The organism is Duganella guangzhouensis, assembly GCF_009674535.1.
Taxonomy (GTDB): domain Bacteria; phylum Pseudomonadota; class Gammaproteobacteria; order Burkholderiales; family Burkholderiaceae_D; genus Rugamonas; species Rugamonas guangzhouensis.
Map to the genome: position 1 here is coordinate 115,557 of NZ_WKJK01000014.1, position 16,177 is coordinate 131,733.

General features: G+C 60.1%; 14 protein-coding genes. 9 read left to right on the forward strand and 5 right to left on the reverse strand.

All coding sequences use genetic code 11. The features are described from left to right. Window positions 1-2: 2 nt before the first annotated feature. From GJ699_RS23975 to GJ699_RS23990, 4 genes are all read left to right on the forward strand, one after another. The gene (locus GJ699_RS23975; RefSeq protein WP_154381078.1) at window positions 3-473 is read left to right on the forward strand and encodes a type II secretion system protein; all 471 of its coding nucleotides are present in this window, start codon (window positions 3-5) and stop codon (window positions 471-473) included. Continuing rightward, the gene (locus GJ699_RS23980) at window positions 467-847 is read left to right on the forward strand and encodes a type II secretion system protein (RefSeq protein WP_154381080.1); all 381 of its coding nucleotides are present in this window, start codon (window positions 467-469) and stop codon (window positions 845-847) included. Before GJ699_RS23975 ends, GJ699_RS23980 begins: the two co-directional genes overlap by 7 nt. Further along, window positions 847-1,548: a type II secretion system protein gene (locus tag GJ699_RS23985; RefSeq protein WP_154381081.1), complete on the forward strand. Its 702-nt coding sequence runs from the start codon at window positions 847-849 to the stop codon at window positions 1,546-1,548. The genes GJ699_RS23980 and GJ699_RS23985 overlap by 1 nt, the downstream gene beginning before the upstream one ends. A 226-nt stretch (window positions 1,549-1,774) precedes the next feature. Continuing rightward, the gene (locus tag GJ699_RS23990) at window positions 1,775-2,260 is read left to right on the forward strand and encodes an FxDxF family PEP-CTERM protein (protein ID WP_154381083.1); all 486 of its coding nucleotides are present in this window, start codon (window positions 1,775-1,777) and stop codon (window positions 2,258-2,260) included. Between the two features lie 338 nt (window positions 2,261-2,598). On the opposite strand, the gene murJ is transcribed toward GJ699_RS23990, so the two are convergent. Beyond that, window positions 2,599-4,137: a murein biosynthesis integral membrane protein MurJ gene (murJ, locus tag GJ699_RS23995; protein ID WP_154381085.1), complete on the reverse strand. Its 1,539-nt coding sequence runs from the start codon at window positions 4,135-4,137 to the stop codon at window positions 2,599-2,601. Between the two features lie 195 nt (window positions 4,138-4,332). On the opposite strand from murJ, the gene rpsT reads away from it, so the two are divergent. Beyond that, window positions 4,333-4,599: a 30S ribosomal protein S20 gene (gene rpsT / locus GJ699_RS24000; protein WP_154381087.1), complete on the forward strand. Its 267-nt coding sequence runs from the start codon at window positions 4,333-4,335 to the stop codon at window positions 4,597-4,599. A gap of 92 nt (window positions 4,600-4,691) precedes the next feature. On the opposite strand, the gene GJ699_RS24005 is transcribed toward rpsT, so the two are convergent. Continuing rightward, window positions 4,692-5,252 carry a pseudouridine synthase gene (locus GJ699_RS24005; RefSeq protein WP_154381089.1) on the reverse strand — a complete coding sequence of 187 codons (561 nt, stop codon included), beginning with the start codon at window positions 5,250-5,252 and terminating at the stop codon, window positions 4,692-4,694. A 126-nt stretch (window positions 5,253-5,378) separates the two neighbouring features. On the opposite strand from GJ699_RS24005, the gene icd reads away from it, so the two are divergent. Next, the gene (gene icd / locus GJ699_RS24010; RefSeq protein ID WP_154381091.1) at window positions 5,379-6,635 is read left to right on the forward strand and encodes an NADP-dependent isocitrate dehydrogenase; all 1,257 of its coding nucleotides are present in this window, start codon (window positions 5,379-5,381) and stop codon (window positions 6,633-6,635) included. Window positions 6,636-6,682: 47 nt separating this feature from the next. On the opposite strand, the gene katG is transcribed toward icd, so the two are convergent. Together katG and cspE are read right to left on the reverse strand one after the other, a co-directional pair. Then, window positions 6,683-8,887 carry a catalase/peroxidase HPI gene (gene katG / locus GJ699_RS24015; RefSeq protein ID WP_154381093.1) on the reverse strand — a complete coding sequence of 735 codons (2,205 nt, stop codon included), beginning with the start codon at window positions 8,885-8,887 and terminating at the stop codon, window positions 6,683-6,685. 206 nt (window positions 8,888-9,093) lie between these two features. Further along, a complete protein-coding gene (cspE, locus tag GJ699_RS24020; RefSeq protein WP_154381095.1) occupies window positions 9,094-9,297 on the reverse strand; it encodes a transcription antiterminator/RNA stability regulator CspE in 204 nt (67 codons plus the stop codon). A gap of 325 nt (window positions 9,298-9,622) precedes the next feature. Between cspE and clpS the strand changes: the two genes are divergently transcribed. From clpS to GJ699_RS24035, 3 genes are all read left to right on the forward strand, one after another. After that, the gene (gene clpS / locus GJ699_RS24025) at window positions 9,623-9,925 is read left to right on the forward strand and encodes an ATP-dependent Clp protease adapter ClpS (protein ID WP_008446470.1); all 303 of its coding nucleotides are present in this window, start codon (window positions 9,623-9,625) and stop codon (window positions 9,923-9,925) included. After that, the gene (gene clpA / locus GJ699_RS24030; protein ID WP_154381097.1) at window positions 9,922-12,228 is read left to right on the forward strand and encodes an ATP-dependent Clp protease ATP-binding subunit ClpA; all 2,307 of its coding nucleotides are present in this window, start codon (window positions 9,922-9,924) and stop codon (window positions 12,226-12,228) included. Before clpS ends, clpA begins: the two co-directional genes overlap by 4 nt. A 317-nt stretch (window positions 12,229-12,545) precedes the next feature. Next, a complete protein-coding gene (locus GJ699_RS24035; RefSeq protein WP_154381099.1) occupies window positions 12,546-15,602 on the forward strand; it encodes a TonB-dependent receptor in 3,057 nt (1,018 codons plus the stop codon). A gap of 47 nt (window positions 15,603-15,649) precedes the next feature. Here GJ699_RS24035 and GJ699_RS24040 read toward each other — a convergent pair whose 3' ends face one another. Further along, window positions 15,650-15,919: a hypothetical protein gene (locus tag GJ699_RS24040; protein WP_154381100.1), complete on the reverse strand. Its 270-nt coding sequence runs from the start codon at window positions 15,917-15,919 to the stop codon at window positions 15,650-15,652. Between the last annotated feature and the right edge of the window lie 258 nt (window positions 15,920-16,177).

A 16,177-nucleotide genomic window follows, 5' to 3' on the forward strand; every position in this document is an offset into this window, starting at 1 on the left:
CGATGCGCGCGCGTGGATTCACCCTGATCGAGCTGCTGGTGACGCTGGCCATCCTTGGCTTGCTCAGCGCCCTGGTGATCCCCACCGCGCAAGTGGTGGTGCAGCGCCGTCAGGAACAGGACTTGCGCGAATCGCTACGCGACATCCGTCACGCGCTGGACGCCTACAAGCTGGCCTACGATCAGGGCCGCATCACCAAGACCCTGGCCGCCAGCGGCTACCCGAAAACGCTGGAGCTGTTGGTGGAGGGCGTGCCCGATCAGCAAAACCCCAAGCACGCCAAGATGTACTTCCTGCGCCGCGTGCCGCGCGATCCGTTCAACCCGGACGCCACGCTGAACGACGCGCAAACCTGGGGCAAACGTAGCTACGCCAGCGATGCCGATCAGCCGCGCGAAGGTGAGGATGTCTACGATGTGTTCAGCCTCAGTGAAAAAACGGGCCTGAACGGCGTCCCGTACAAAAAATGGTGACCATGAAAACCAAGGGCTTCACGCTGATTGAACTGCTGGTGGTGCTGGGCATTGTGGCCTTGCTGCTGACGCTCGCCGTGCCGCGCTACTTCCCCAGCGTCGACAAATCGAAGGAAACCATCCTGGCCGATAACCTGCGCAACGTGCGCATGCTGATCGACCAGTACTACGGCGACACCGGCCGCTATCCCGATTCGCTGGACCAGCTGGTGGAGAAAAAATACCTGCGCGCGCTGCCGTACGACCCGGTCGCGGAAAGCGACGCGGTCTGGATCATCGTGCCGCCGGAAGATGGCACCAAGGGCGGCGTCTACAACATCCGCAGCGGCGCGCCAGGCAATGACCGCAGCGGCAAGCCTTACGCCGACTGGTGATGGTTGCGCCGCGCGCCGGCCGCCAGCGCGGCTTCACTTATTTAAGCCTGATTATTCTGGTCGCCATCATCGGGCTGGCGGCGGCTGCCACGCTGAAGATTGGCGCTGTGATCCAGCGTAGCAGGGCGGAACAGGAGCTGCTCGACATCGGCGCCGCCTTCAGCGACGCACTGAAGAGCTATGCCGATGCGACGCCGCAGGGCTTGCCGCCCCAGCCGCCATCGTTGAAGGAGCTGTTGCGGGATCCGCGTTTCCCGGGAACCCGCCGCCACCTGCGCAAGATTTTTGTCGACCCGATGACGGGCAAGGCGGAGTGGGGCATTGTCTATCTAGGCGACAAGACGGGCGTGATTGCTGTTTATAGCTTATCGAACGCACAACCTGTCAAGATTGGCAATTTTCCTCAGCGCTACGCCGGGTTTGAAGGGAAAAAAAGGATTTCGGAATGGAAGTTTTCAGCCACGGTTAGCGAGACCGCTGTCGCAGGGGCGGAAAAGCAAGCACAAAATGCAACGATTGTACCTATTTCGCAACAATCTGAAAGTGCGCCGCAAAATATTACCTTGCCAGCTGCTCCAGCGGAGGTCGTGCCGCCGGCAGAGCAACTCGGTAATCCGGTTTCTCCCTCTGAGGAATCAAATTCTCCTACGGAAAAAACGCCGACCAGCGAGCCTGAACAGCCCCCCGTCGAACCGCTTTGAGGCCGCGCAAAGCCTCACTTTCTCTCCAATAGTCACTAAAAATGGTGCGGCGCGGACATGATTTTTTTATGATGCGAAAATACTTGCGAAAAAGCAATTAAAAATAAAAATTTTGCATTGCAATTAATGTGTTTATGTTATGATTCATCTCAGCAGCACTCCTATCAACTAACGTTGTGGCTGGTTTGCAAAGATCAACCACTATTCCTCTACAGAAGGAACTTATATGAAATTGAAACATTTCGTCGCTGGTGCAGTACTGGCAGGTGCTTCGTTCGGTGCTTTCGCAGGTGACCAGACCATCGACCTGACCGGCATCACCCTGGGCAAGACCTACTCGTGGACCGCGCTGGAAGGCGACGGCATCCTGTCGGGTGGCAAAGACGTGATCACCTTCTCGGGCCTGACCGGCACCTACAAAATCTCGGTGACCGTGTCCGCACAAGAACCACTGACCCTGTCGACCCTGTCGAACCTGAGCGGCGTGGCTGGCTCCGTGGTTAACGGCGAATACGTGTTCTACTCGTCGAAATACACCGGCCTGTCGCCATACGTCCTGACCCTGGTTGGCGCTGCCAACGGCACCGACGCTGACTACTCCGGTACCTTCAAAGTGACCGCAGTTCCAGAACCAGAAACCTACGCTATGCTGCTGGGCGGCCTGGCTCTGGTAGGCGCTGTTGCTCGTCGCAAAGCTAAAAAAGCTGCTTAATTGCCGCTGGCGCTAATCTGGCGCTAAGATTTAAAAAGCCCCCCAGTCGAAAGACTGGGGGGCTTTTCTTTGTGCGCCCAGCATGGGCGCACACCTGCGGGTGCAAGTCCTGCCGCGAGCTGACCACAGTGAACGAAGTGAAACGCAACTGCGGAAGAGTAATCGACCGTGGGGAGGAAGCCCGGTACGTCGGGTGAGTATCCCGAAACCCGATGGTGGCGAGCGCGAGCTTGGCATCCCGACGGTGACGGATCGCCTGATCCAGCTAGTACTGCTCCAGGCGCTGCAACCGATCCTTGATCCCACCTTCAGCTGTGCTGATTGGAGTCGATGGGCTTTCAGCGCGCGATGCGCTTGAAGTCGCGCAGGCGGAAGCCCATCGCCAGCAGCGCCGCAAAGTAGACCACCGCGCAGGCGGCCACCACCAGCAACAGCGCACCGACGCGCAGGAAGGCGTGGTGCTGCAGGCCTAGCCAGTTGACCTTGGCGGCCGCCAGCCAGGCCGCGCCGCCCATCAGGCCGCAGGCGATCACCAGCTTCGTGCAGAACACCGGCCAGCCGGGGCGCGGACGGTAGATATCGCGCTTGCGCAGGCCGAGGTACAGGAAGCCTGCGTTCAAGCAGGCGCCGAGACCGATCGACAGCGCCAGCCCGGCCACCTGGATATACGGCACGAACAGCCAGTTCATCAGCTGGGTAGCGATCAGCACCACGATGGCGATGCGCACCGGGGTGCGGATATCCTGCTGCGCGTAAAAGGCCGGCGCCAGCGTCTTGACCAGAATGATGCCGAGCAGGCCGGCGCAATACGCGATCAGCGGCCGTGCCGAGGCGGCGGCGTCGTGGTCGGTGAAGGCGCCGTAGTGGAACAGGGTGGCGATCATCGGCTTGGCCAGCACCGCCATGCCGACCGCTGCCGGCAGCGCCAGCAGGAAGGTCAGGCGCAGGCCCCAGTCCAGCAGCTCGGAGTATTCGGTCTGGTCACCGTCGGCCTGCGCCTTGGACAGGCTGGGCAGCAGAATCGTGCCCAGTGCCACGCCCAGCAGCGCGGTCGGGAACTCCATCAGACGGTCGGCGTAGGACAGCCATGAAATGCTGCCTTCCTCCAGCCGCGAGGCGATGCTGGTGTTAATCATCAAACTGATTTGCGCGGCCGAGACGGCAAACACCGCCGGCCCCATTTTCTTCAGTACGCGGCGCACGCCGGGATCGCCCAGGCCGGCGGCCGGGTTCCACGACAGCTTGGGCAGCATGCCAATCTTCACCAGCGCCGGGATCTGGATCGCCACCTGCAGCACGCCGCCGACGAACACCGCGATCGCCATCGCGTAAATCGGCCGCTCCAGGTGCTGTTGCAGGAACAGCGAGGCCAGGATCGAGGCGATATTCAGCAGCACCGGCGTGAAGGCGGGAATCTTGAACTCGCGCCAGGTATTGAGCACGCCGCCGGCCAGCGCCACAAAGGCCATGAAACTAATGTAGGGGAACATCACGCGCGTCATCCAGACCGCCGCGTCGAACTCCTCCAGGCCGTTGGCGATCAGGAAGATGAAGGCCGGGGCGGCTATAATGCCGATCACCGTGACGATCAGCGTCGCCCACACCAGCGTGTTGGCGACATGGTCGGTCAGCTTCTTGCTGGCTTCCAGGCCCTGCTTGTTCTTGTATTCGGCCAGAATCGGCACGAAGGCTTGCGAGAACGCGCCCTCGGCAAACAGGCGGCGCAGCAGGTTGGGAATGCGGAACGCGACGATGTAGGCATCGGTCATGCCGCCGGCGCCGAAGGCACGGGCGATTAAGGTTTCACGCAGGAGGCCGGTAATCCGGGACAGCATGGTCATGCTGGAAATGGCGGAGAGTGTCTTAAGCAAGTTCATGGGACGTGATTATAGTTGCTCCGGCTGGAAAGTATCGCTATAATCACAGGCTGTACAAAATTCTGTTGCGCAGACAATATTGTTTGGCAAGCAGTAGTTTGACTCACACGGTTCGCTCTGAGTGCAACCCTGGACGCACCTGTTTGCCAAACAATAATGTTTGCAAACGCATCATTTACTGATTTAGGAAATTTCATGGCAAATACCGCACAAGCGCGCAAGCGCGCTCGTCAAGCAGTTAAGCAAAACGCTCACAACTCGTCCCAGCGTTCGACCCTGCGCACCGCTATCAAAGCCGTGCGCAAGGCCATCCAGGCCGGTGACAAAGCTGCTGCGACGACCATCTTCCAGGCATCGGTGTCGACCATCGACAGCATCGCCGACAAGAAGATCATCCACAAAAACAAGGCAGCTCGTCACAAGAGCCGTCTGGCAGCTGCCCTGAAAGCACTGTCCGCTTAATTCCCTCACCGGAAGTAAGATATAGAAAGCCGCGCTGGCCTAGCCAGTGCGGCTTTTTGCGTTTGTATCCGGGGAGATGCCTCCCCCGGATTTTAGCTGCGCAATTCTTTTGGGTCGACTTCCATCCATTCGCCCGGCATCAGCGGGTGGGTGGCCAGTGAGATGGCGCCGATGGCGCTGCGCACCAGGCGTAGCGTTGGCAGGCCGACGGCGGCGGTCATGCGCCGCACCTGGCGGTTCTTGCCTTCCTGCAGGGTGATCGCCAGCCAGCTGGTCGGCTGCTCGGCGCGCTGGCGGATCGGCGGGTTGCGCGGCCACAGCCATTCCGGCTCGGCAATCCGCACCGCCTGGCAGGGCAGGGTGATGAAATCGCCCAGGTCCAGCGGCGCTTGCAGCCGCGCCAGCGTGGCGGCGTCCGCGACGCCTTCCACCTGCACCAGATAAGTTTTGGCTTCCTTGTGGTCGGGATGGGCGATGGCGTGCTGCAGCTTGCCGTCGTCGGTCAGCAGCATCAACCCTTCGCTGTCATAGTCCAGCCGTCCGGCCGGATAGATCTTGGGAATGGTCAGATGATCGGCCAGCGTGGTCTTGCCGTCCTGCGGCGAAAACTGGCACAGCACTTGGAAAGGTTTGTTGAATAGAATCAGGGACATTATTTGAAAACTGAATTTGGTGTAGGCTTGAAATCCTTGGCGCCTCGTTACATACTCGTGCATAATGTGAAACAACCGTCTTATATCTTATAGAAGACTTGGACTATCTCCACGGAGCAAACCACGATGTATCAACATATCAAAGTGCCGGTCAACGGCCAGAAGATCACCGTCAACCCGGATTTTTCCCTGAATGTACCAGATAACCCGATCATTCCCTATATCGAGGGTGATGGCGTCGGTCGCGACATCACGCCGGTGATGCTGAAGGTGGTCGATGCCGCTGTCGCCAAATGCTATGGCGAGCAGCGCAAGATCCAGTGGATGGAGATCTACGCCGGCGAGAAATCGACCCGCGTTTATGGCCAGGATGTGTGGTTGCCGGAGGAGACCGTGTCGACGGTCAAGGATTACGTGGTGTCCATCAAGGGCCCGCTGACGACGCCGGTTGGCGGCGGCATCCGTTCGCTGAACGTGGCGCTGCGCCAGCAGCTGGACCTGTATGTCTGCCTGCGCCCGGTACGTTACTTCACCGGCGTGCCATCGCCGCTGAAGGAGCCGGAAAAAACCAATATGGCGATTTTCCGCGAGAACTCGGAAGACATCTACGCCGGCATCGAATATCCGCAGGGTAGCGAGGGCGCCAAAAAGCTGATCGATTTCCTGGTCAATGAACTGGGCGCCAACAAGATCCGCTTCCCGGATACCTCGGCCATCGGCATCAAGCCGGTGTCGGTGGAGGGCACCGAGCGTCTGATGCGCAAGGCGATCCAGTACGCCATCGACAACGACAAGCCATCGGTGACGATTGTCCACAAGGGCAATATCATGAAGTACACCGAAGGCGGCTTCCGCGACTGGGCCTACGCGCTGGCGCAGAAGGAATTCGGCGCCGAGCTGATCGACGGCGGCCCATGGTGCAAGTTCAAGAATCCGAAGACCGGCCGCGATATCACCATCAAGGATTCGATCGCCGACGCCTTCCTGCAGCAAATCCTGCTGCGTCCGGCCGAGTACAGCGTGATCGCCACCCTGAACCTGAACGGCGACTACGTGTCCGACGCGCTGGCCGCGCAAGTGGGCGGCATCGGCATCGCGCCGGGCGCCAATCTGTCGGATTCGGTGGCGATGTTTGAAGCCACCCACGGCACCGCGCCTAAATACGCCGGCAAGAATTACGTTAATCCAGGCTCGATGATTCTGTCGGCCGAGATGATGTTGCGCCATATGGGCTGGACCGAGGCGGCCGATCTGATCATCAAGTCGATGGAAAAAGCCATCCAGTCCAAGCAGGTCACCTACGACTTCGCCCGCTTGATGGAAAGCGCCAACCAGGTGTCCTGCTCCGGCTTTGGCGACGTGATGATCGAGCAGATGCAGTAAATCGCAGGCGGCAGGGCGGCGCACGCCGTGCCTGCCGCCATTGCCGCTTAATCGAAGCGGTCCAGGTTCATCACCTTGTCCCAGGCCGCGACGAAGTCCTGCACGAACTTGTCGCGGCTGTCATTCGACGCATACACCTCCGCCACCGCGCGCAGCTCGGAGTTCGAGCCGAACACCAGGTCGACCGGCGTGGCTTTCCACTTCAGCTGGCCGCTGCTGCGGTCGCGCCCCTCATACAAGCCATCTTCGCTGGCCTTGCTCCACTTGTTATCCATGGTCAGCAGGTTGACGAAGAAGTCGTTGGACAGCGTGCCCGGTCGATTGGTCAGCACGCCGTTGGCGGAATTGCCGTAGTTGGCGTTGAGCGCGCGCAGGCCGCCCACCAGCACCGTCATTTCCGGCACCGTCAGATTCAGCGTGTTGGCCTTGTCGACCAGCGCCTCGGCCGGCGACAGCCGGTTATCCCGGCTGTAGTAGTTGCGGAAGCCGTCGGCCTTGGGCTCCAGTAGCGCGAACGATTTGACGTCGGTCTGCGCCTGCGTCACGTCGGCGCGGCCGGGCTTGAACGGCACTTGCACGTGGTGGCCGCCAGCCTTGGCGGCTTGCTCCACCGCCGCATTCCCGCCCAATACGATCAGATCGGCCAGCGATACTTGCTTGCCGCCTTTTTGCGCCTGGTTGAATTCGGCCTGGATCGCGCCTAGTTTGCTCAACACCTTGCTTAGTTGCTGCGGCTCGTTGACCGCCCATTCCTTCTGCGGCGCCAGGCGCAGGCGGGCACCGTTGACGCCGCCGCGCTTGTCGGTGCCGCGATAGCTGGCCGCCGCCGCCCAGGCCGTCTTCACCAGCTCCTGCGTGCTGAGGCCGGATGCCAGGATTTTGGCCTTCAGTTGCGCCGCATCCTTGCTGTTGATGGCGGCGTAGCTCGGTGCCGGAATCGGGTCTTGCCACAGGAAGGCCGTTTTCGGCACGTCGGTGCCCAGGTAGCGCGCACGCGGCCCCATGTCGCGGTGGGTCAGCTTGAACCAGGCGCGGGCGAAGGCGTCGGCAAACAGTTTGGGGTCTTGCTGGAAGCGCTTGGCGATCTTGTTGAACTCGGGATCCTGCTTCAGTGACAGATCGGTGGTGAACATGATCGGCGCGTGGCGCTTGCCTGGTACGTGCGCGTCTGGCACCAGGTTGGCGGCTTCGGGAATGCTGGGGACCCACTGAATGGCGCCGGCCGGGCTCTTGCTCTGCACCCAGTCGAAGGCGAACAGATTGTCCAGATATTGGGTGGTGAAGGCGATCGGGTTCGAGGTCCAGGCGCCTTCCAGGCCGCTTGTAACGGTGTCCTCGGCATTGCCCTTGCCGCATTTGTTTTGCCAGCCCAGCCCCTGTTGCTCAACCGCTGCGCCGGTGGGATCGGCGCCCACGCATTCCTCCGGCTTGTGGGCGCCATGCGCCTTGCCGAAGGTATGGCCGCCGGCGATCAGCGCGACGATCTCCTCATCGTCCATCGCCATGCGGCCGAACGCCTGGCGGATGTCGGCGGCGGCCGCGATCGGATCGGGATTGCCGTTCGGTCCTTCCGGATTCACGTAGATCAAGCCCATCTGGGTGGCCGCCAGCGCGCCTTTGAGCTGGCGCTGGTCGCCAAAGCGCTGGGCGTCGAGGAATTTGGTTTCCGGCCCCCAGAACACCAGATCCGGCTCCCAGGCGTCAACCCGGCCACCGGCGAAGCCGATGGTCTTGAAGCCCATGTTTTCCATCGCCACGTTCCCGGCCAGCACCATCAGATCGGCCCATGAGATTTGCTTGCCGTACTTCTGCTTGACTGGCCACAGCAGGCGGCGCGCCTTGTCCAGGCTGACGTTGTCGGGCCAGCTGTTGAGCGGCTCGAAGCGCTGCTGGCCGCTGGCGGCGCCACCACGGCCGTCGCCGACGCGATAGGTGCCGGCGCTGTGCCAGGCCATGCGGATGAAGAAGGGGCCGTAGTTGCCGTAATCGGCCGGCCACCAGGGCTGCGAGGTGGTGAGGATTTTATTGATGTCCTGCTTGACCGCCTTCAGGTCCAGTTTCTGGAATTCCCTGGCGTAGTCGAAACCGGCGCCATAGGGATTGGACGCCGGAGCGTGCTGGCGCAGTGGTTGCAGGTCCAGCTTGTCGGGCCACCAGTTGTGGTTGCTGTCGGCGGCGTACACCAGTTGCGGCTCCAGCACCGGCAGCAGGCCGGCCAGCAGCGTCAAGGCAACGAGTTTTCGGTTGTCCATGTCTGTCTCCATCTAGTTGTTTGTGGAGAGATCAGGCTAATGGAATGGTATTGATAGGGCTAATTGATTGTGTTCATGAAATCAATAGCGTAAACTGATATGCAAGCGACGCGCGCCAGCTGACGGATTTACAACAGCTGGTGGGGGCGACTGGCGAAAAAAAACCCTGCGCTGCAGGGTTTTTTCACATCGGTTCGTTTAGGGTATTAAACGGACTGGATGTTGGAAGCTTGCTTGCCTTTAGGGCCTTGCGTGACTTCGAACTGAACTTTTTGACCTTCTTTCAGGGTCTTAAAACCGTTCATGTTGATTGCGGAGAAGTGAGCGAACAAATCTTCGCCGCCGTCATCTGGAGTGATGAAGCCAAAACCTTTGGAATCATTGAACCACTTAACAGTACCAGTTGCCATAAAAAGAACTTTCTAAATTAAAACCTATCACACGAGCCATAAAAGCAAGAAGCTTCTTGCCCCTCTCCTCACGCCCACTTCTTATCAACATGTACATTTCTGCACGCAGCCGATAAACGCATTGTTAGCGGACCAAATTTGAAAGTCAAGCAGATTTGTATGCATTTTGCTACTTTTTGCGACATTGGCGAAAACACAACTCTTGTTTTTGTGGAATAGGGCGCCATCTGCGACAAACCCAGAAAGCGCGTAAGATGGAAAACAATTGGATATGTGCAGCGAAATGCACATCGCATCAACCTCGAAAGCATTAGAATATAAGCGTATGGCAACCAAGCATGACACCGAAACCCTCTTGGAGCGGCAAACGCTGAAGCCGCCACCTCTGTACCAGGTGGCGTTGCTGAATGACGACTATACCCCGATGGAATTTGTGGTCGCCATCATCCAGGAGTATTTCAATAAAGACCGTGAAACCGCCACGCAGATAATGCTCAGTGTTCACCGCTACGGCAAAGGAGTGTGTGGAGTGTTCTCTAAAGATATCGCCTGTACCAAAGTGGAGTTTGTGTTAACGCATGCGCGCAAGGCAGGTCATCCCCTGCAGTGCGTGATGGAGGAAGTATGATTGCGCAGGAATTGGAAGTAAGTTTGCATATGGCGTTTGTCGAAGCGCGACAAGCGCGCCACGAATTCATCACGGTGGAGCACTTGCTGCTGGCCTTGCTAGACAACCCTTCGGCCGCCGAAGTGTTGCGCGCTTGCGCTGTCAACATTGAAGATCTGCGCAAAACCCTGACCAATTTTATTGGTGACAACACCCCGACCGTGCCCGGCACGGGCGAGGTGGATACCCAGCCGACGCTCGGTTTCCAGCGCGTGATTCAGCGCGCCATCATGCACGTCCAGTCAGCCTCGAATGGCAAGAAGGAAGTGACTGGCGCCAATGTGCTGGTGGCCATCTTCGGTGAAAAAGATTCGCACGCGGTGTACTACCTGCACCAGCAGGGCGTGACCCGTCTGGACGTGGTGAATTTCATCTCGCACGGCGTGCGCAAGGACCAGCAGTCGGACGCCGCCAAGGCGTCGGAAGGCGTGGAAGAGGGCGCACCGGCCGGCGAAGGCCAGAGCAAGGAAAGTCCGCTCGACCAGTTCACCCAGAACCTGAACAAATCGGCCGCCGACGGCAAGATCGATCCGCTGATCGGCCGCGAAGAGGAAGTGGATCGTGTGATCCAGATCCTGTGCCGCCGTCGCAAAAACAATCCGCTGCTGGTGGGCGAGGCCGGGGTCGGCAAAACCGCGATTGCGGAAGGCCTGGCCTACCGCATCACCCAGGGCGACGTGCCGGAAATCCTGTCGAATGCCGTGGTGTATTCGCTGGACATGGGCGCGCTGCTGGCCGGCACCAAGTATCGCGGCGACTTCGAACAGCGCCTGAAGGCGGTGCTGAAGCAGCTGAAGGACAATCCGAACGGCATCCTGTTCATCGACGAGATCCACACCATCATCGGCGCCGGCTCGGCCTCGGGCGGCACGCTGGACGCGTCCAACCTGCTGAAACCGGCGTTGGCCAACGGCCAGCTGAAGTGCGTGGGGGCGACCACCTACACCGAGTTCCGTGGCGTGTTCGAGAAGGATCATGCGCTGAGCCGCCGCTTCCAGAAAGTGGACGTCAACGAGCCGACCGTCGAGCAGACCGTGCAGATTCTGCGCGGCCTGAAGTCGCGCTTCGAAGAGCACCACGGCGTCAAGTACTCGTCGTCGGCGCTGTCGACCGCAGCCGAACTGGCGGCGCGCTTCATCAACGACCGTCACCTGCCGGACAAGGCGATTGACGTCATCGACGAAGCGGGCGCGGCGCAACGCATTCTGCCGAAATCGAAGCAAAAGAAAACCATCGGCAAGACCGAGATCGAGGACATTATCTCCAAGATCGCGCGCATCCCGCCGCAGACCGTCAACCAGGACGACCGCAGCAAGCTGCAAACCATCGACCGCGACCTGCGCAACGTGGTGTTCGGCCAGGACCCGGCGATCGAAGCATTGGCGTCCGCGATCAAGATGGCGCGTGCCGGCCTGGGCAAGACCGACAAGCCGATTGGCTCCTTCCTGTTCTCCGGTCCGACCGGGGTCGGCAAGACCGAGGTGGCCAAGCAACTGGCGTTCATCCTCGGTATCGAGCTGGTGCGTTTCGACATGTCCGAGTACATGGAGCGTCACGCCGTGTCGCGTCTGATCGGCGCGCCGCCGGGCTATGTTGGTTTCGACCAGGGCGGCCTGCTGACCGAAGCCATCACCAAGAAGCCGCACACCGTGCTGCTGCTGGACGAGATCGAGAAAGCGCATCCGGACATCTTCAACATCCTGCTGCAGGTGATGGATCATGGCACGCTGACCGACAACAATGGCCGCAAAGCCGACTTCCGCAACGTGATCATCATCATGACCACCAATGCGGGCGCGGAATCGCTGCAGAAATCGTCGATCGGCTTCACCAACACCAAGCAGGCTGGCGACGAAATGGGCGACATCAAGCGCATGTTCACGCCGGAGTTCCGCAACCGTCTGGACGCGATCATCAGCTTCCGTCCGCTGGATGAGGAAATCATCCTGCGCGTGGTCGACAAATTCCTGATGCAGCTGGAAGAGCAGCTGCACGAGAAGAAAGTCGAAGCCATCTTCAGCGAGAAGCTGCGCAAGTTCCTGGGCAAGAAAGGCTTCGACCCGCTGATGGGCGCGCGGCCGATGTCACGCCTGATCCAGGACCTGATCCGCAAGGCGCTGGCCGACGAACTGCTGTTCGGCCGTCTGGTCACCGGTGGCAAAGTCATCGTCGACCTGGACGACAAAGACGGCGTCAAGCTGGACTTCCCGGAGCCGCCAGACGCCGCCCCGGCACCGCCACCAGAGACAGTCGAAGTCGACTAACCCTCCTCCAAAAACCTGCGCCCCGCGCGGGTTTTTTTTCACCCCCAAAGGGCGGGGTCAGGTCCATCATTTCTACACGAGCGCAGCAGTAGGCGTCGCCTACTGCTGCGCTCGTGTAGAAATGATGGACCTGACCCCGTCTTTTTTTCATATGAAAATACATTATTCTCGTTAGTAAGATTGTGTAAAATTTTCCGCGTTGTTTCTAACATAATTGATACATAGGAAATGTTTACTCCCCAGCACTGATGACTGACTATCAAGTTGCTGCCGGTCTATACAACCGGCGCTTCTTACAAAGTCAATCGGGAGTAACAATGAAAAAGACTGTATTAGCACACACCCTGTCGCTGGTTTTTGCCACTGGCGCGCTCGTCATGGGCGATGCGTTGGCTCAGTCCAATGCCGCCGGCAATATCTATGGCCGCGTTGACGCGCCGGCCGGTACCACCATCTTGCTGACCAATACCGATACCGGCCTCAAGCGTACGCTGACGCCGGGCGCGGACGGTCAGTACACCGCCACCGCGATGCCGATCGGCCACTACAAGGTCGAGCTGCAAAAGGATGGCCAGACCGTCGGCACCGTCGAGACCGACGTGCTGGTGGGCCGTGGCGTCGAAGCGTCGTTTGCCAATGGCACGCAGTCGGTGCAGGTGACCGGCCGCCGCGTCCATCTCGACTTCAGCAGCGCAGATAACGGCGCCACCTTCAACGCCAAGCAGCTCGACTCGCTGCCGATCGCGCAGAATCTGGCCGCCATCATCCAGCTGGCGCCCAACACCACCCGCGCCGATCCGCGCTACGCGGCTGGTGCCAGCATGGGCGGCGGCGGTGCTTCGGAGAATGCCTATTACGTCAACGGCTTCCCGGTGACCAATCCGTTGACTCAGCTGGGCTCGTCTGACCTGCCGTTTGGCGCCATCGCGCAAACGCAGATCCTGACCGGCGGCTTCGGCGCCGAGTTCGGCCGCTCGGTCGGCGGCGTGGTCAACGTCACCACCCGCAGCGGTACCAACGATTGGGAAGTCGGTGCCCAATTCAGCATCGAGCCGAACTCGCTGCGCGCCAAGCAGCGCGACGTGTATTACGCCCACACCGGCGACCCGGCCAATGTCGATACCGACGGCAAGTTGTACGCGCTGAACCATCTGAACACCGACACCACCCGCAAATACGGCGCTTACGTGGGCGGCCCTATCATCCAGGACAAGTTGTTCATGTTTGTCGCGGTCGAGCAGACCAAGCAGGACACCGGCAAGGTCGGCCAGACCTCGGACTCGGTGACCTCGGTCGACAACGGCTGGGTCACCGACAAGAACACCACCACCCGCTACCTCGGCAAGTTCGACTGGAACATCAGCGACAATCACCGTCTCGAATGGACCACCATCGGCGATAAGCCGGTCACCGACGAGACCCTGAGCGGCTTCGATTACAGCACGCTGTCGCGCGTGGCCGGCAGTGGCGCCACCGCCCACTACGAAAGCATCGCCGGCCAGACCCCGACCGTCGGCGCCCGCACCAACATCCTCAAGTACACCGGCAATCTGACCGACAACCTGACCATCAGCGCGCTGTACGGCAAGAGCCGCACCAACCACGTGTCGGCGCTGGGCGGCTATGATCCGACCATGCCGCAGATCACCGTCACCAGCACCGGTTCGGCGCCGGGCATCACCTACAACAGCAATCAGCCGTTCACCGGCTCGATCGCCGCCACCAATTCGACCGATGAGGTGACCTCGCAGCGCTTCGACCTCAACTACCAATACGGCAAGCACACCATCAAGGCCGGAGTCGACAACAACAAGCTGTCCTCGTTCAACGCCGGCGAAAGCACGGCGGGCGGCGTGCAGTGGTACTACGATCACACCACGACGCCAAACTCGCCGATCACGCTGAACGGCTACTCGACTACGGTGGCCTCGGGCGGCGGACTGGGCACGCAGGGCTACTACGTCAGCAAGCGCATCTTCAACGACTTGACCTCGGCCTTCTCCGACCAGTCGGCGCAGTATGTGGAGGACAGCTGGCAGGTCAACAAGGATGTGACCCTGATCTTCGGCCTGCGCGACGAGCAGTACAAGAACAAGAACGGCCTCGGCCAGACCTTCCTGAAGATGGACAACCAGCTCAACCCGCGCTTCCAGATGGTGTGGAATGCGCTGGGCGATTCGTCGCTGAAAGTGTTCGGCAGCGCCGGCCGCTATTCGATCCAGATCCCGACCCACGTCGCGGTGCGCGGCGCCTCGGTGTCGACGCTGACGCGCCAGTACTTCACCTACACCGGCGTCGACGCCAACGGCGTGCCGACCGGGCTGACCGCGATCACGCCGGTCACCTCGTCCGACAACGAATATGGCCAGGCCAAGCTGTACCAGACGGTGGCGGCGCAAAACCTCAAGCCGAGCTATCAGGACGAGGCCACCATCGGCTTTGAAAAAGCCTGGTCGCAGGATCTGAACTTCGGCGTCAAGGCCACCTACCGCAAGCTGCAATCGACCATCGACGACTACTGCGATCAGCGGCCGTTCGATACCTGGGCCGCCGAGCATGGCGTCGACACCTCCAATTGGGGCGGCTTCATGTGCGCCTCGATCAACCCGGGCCGCACCAATGACTTCCTGGTCGACTTCTCCGGCACCGGCAAGAACCTGACCAAGGTCAGCCTGACGGCGGCCGAGATGGGCTTGTCCGACGCCAAGCGTACCTACGCCGCGCTGGACTTCTTTGCCGAGCACCCGATGCGCAATGGCTGGTATGGCCGCATCAACTACACGCTGTCGCGCAGCCGCGGTAATACCGAGGGCCAGACGCTGTCGTCGGTGGCACAGACCGACGTCGGCGCCACCGAAACCTGGGATCACCGCGAGATCATGGAAAACTCCGACGGTTTGCTGCCGAACGACCGCACCCATCAGATCAAAGCATTTGGCGTGTACGAGTTCAACCAGCAGTTCTCGGTGGGCGGCAATCTGCTGATCGCGTCCGGCCAACCGGAGACTTGCCTCGGCAACTATCCAGCCGATTTGCAGGCCAGCGATCCTGGCTTCCCGGACTACGGTTCGTCCTACCACTACTGCGGCGTGAACGGCGCCAATGTGGTCGCTCAGCAGGGCTCGGCCGGCCGCCTGCCGTGGGATGTCCGCCTGGACTTGGACTTCGTCTACAAACCGGAGCAGGTGAAAGGGCTGTCGTTCAAGATCGATGTGTTCAACGTCTTCAACAAGCAGACGCTGCAGCAGATCGACCAGACCTACAACACTACCTCCGGCTCGATCTCACCGACCTACGGCACCGCCGGCGCCTTCGTCGGCTACACCGCACCGCGCAGCGCCAAGTTCACGGTGGAGTACAACCACAAGTTCTAAGCTGATGTAACGCCATGCCCGCATCCACGTCAGTGGATGTCGGGCAGCTATTTTGACTGCGCTGTGGCGGGCGGCGCTGGGGTAGCCGGAGTCCGATTGTCGGGGGCATACCTGGCTACGAAGAAGACTGCAGCGGTCAAGATGGCAATCGCGCCGATGATTTTCCATGTGGTGGCATGTAATTCCCGGTGCAGGTCTTCTTTGGTAGCGTAATTTGAGCGAATGATAGCCACATCCGTTTTCACGGATGTCATATCTTTTTCCAATGCTGAAGTTCGCGCTTCCATGAGACCATCATCCGCGCCATCATTAGCCATGTCAATCTCGCTTGGTGTCTTTTAATGCTGGAGCGTGTGCCCGGCCATTCTATTTTCGTGGCGGGTGCGATTGTCTATCTGATCCATATCAACACCTCTGCAATTGCGCGGCGCAAGATGACCTGTGCTGATGCGTTATCAAGGCGGAGGATGCGATGATCGATTACTTCGGCCACCGGCAGCCTGGGCGTGGTGCTATTCGGCCACGCCCCTGAAACTGGACGAAGACGCTACCGATAATTTCCCTCGCTGCGGGCA

Bases quoted from the DNA above. Each gene is read 5' to 3' on its own strand.
- GJ699_RS23975 (WP_154381078.1), top strand. From the start codon at position 3: ATGCGCGCGCGTGGATTCACCCTGATCGAGCTGCTGGTGACGCTGGCC.
- GJ699_RS23980 (WP_154381080.1), top strand. From the start codon at position 467: ATGGTGACCATGAAAACCAAGGGCTTCACGCTGATTGAACTGCTGGTG.
- GJ699_RS23985 (WP_154381081.1), top strand. From the start codon at position 847: ATGGTTGCGCCGCGCGCCGGCCGCCAGCGCGGCTTCACTTATTTAAGC.
- GJ699_RS23990 (WP_154381083.1), top strand. From the start codon at position 1,775: ATGAAATTGAAACATTTCGTCGCTGGTGCAGTACTGGCAGGTGCTTCG.
- murJ (WP_154381085.1), bottom strand. From the start codon at position 4,137: ATGAACTTGCTTAAGACACTCTCCGCCATTTCCAGCATGACCATGCTG.
- rpsT (WP_154381087.1), top strand. From the start codon at position 4,333: ATGGCAAATACCGCACAAGCGCGCAAGCGCGCTCGTCAAGCAGTTAAG.
- GJ699_RS24005 (WP_154381089.1), bottom strand. From the start codon at position 5,252: ATGTCCCTGATTCTATTCAACAAACCTTTCCAAGTGCTGTGCCAGTTT.
- icd (WP_154381091.1), top strand. From the start codon at position 5,379: ATGTATCAACATATCAAAGTGCCGGTCAACGGCCAGAAGATCACCGTC.
- katG (WP_154381093.1), bottom strand. From the start codon at position 8,887: ATGGACAACCGAAAACTCGTTGCCTTGACGCTGCTGGCCGGCCTGCTG.
- cspE (WP_154381095.1), bottom strand. From the start codon at position 9,297: ATGGCAACTGGTACTGTTAAGTGGTTCAATGATTCCAAAGGTTTTGGC.
- clpS (WP_008446470.1), top strand. From the start codon at position 9,623: ATGGCAACCAAGCATGACACCGAAACCCTCTTGGAGCGGCAAACGCTG.
- clpA (WP_154381097.1), top strand. From the start codon at position 9,922: ATGATTGCGCAGGAATTGGAAGTAAGTTTGCATATGGCGTTTGTCGAA.
- GJ699_RS24035 (WP_154381099.1), top strand. From the start codon at position 12,546: ATGAAAAAGACTGTATTAGCACACACCCTGTCGCTGGTTTTTGCCACT.
- GJ699_RS24040 (WP_154381100.1), bottom strand. From the start codon at position 15,919: ATGGCTAATGATGGCGCGGATGATGGTCTCATGGAAGCGCGAACTTCA.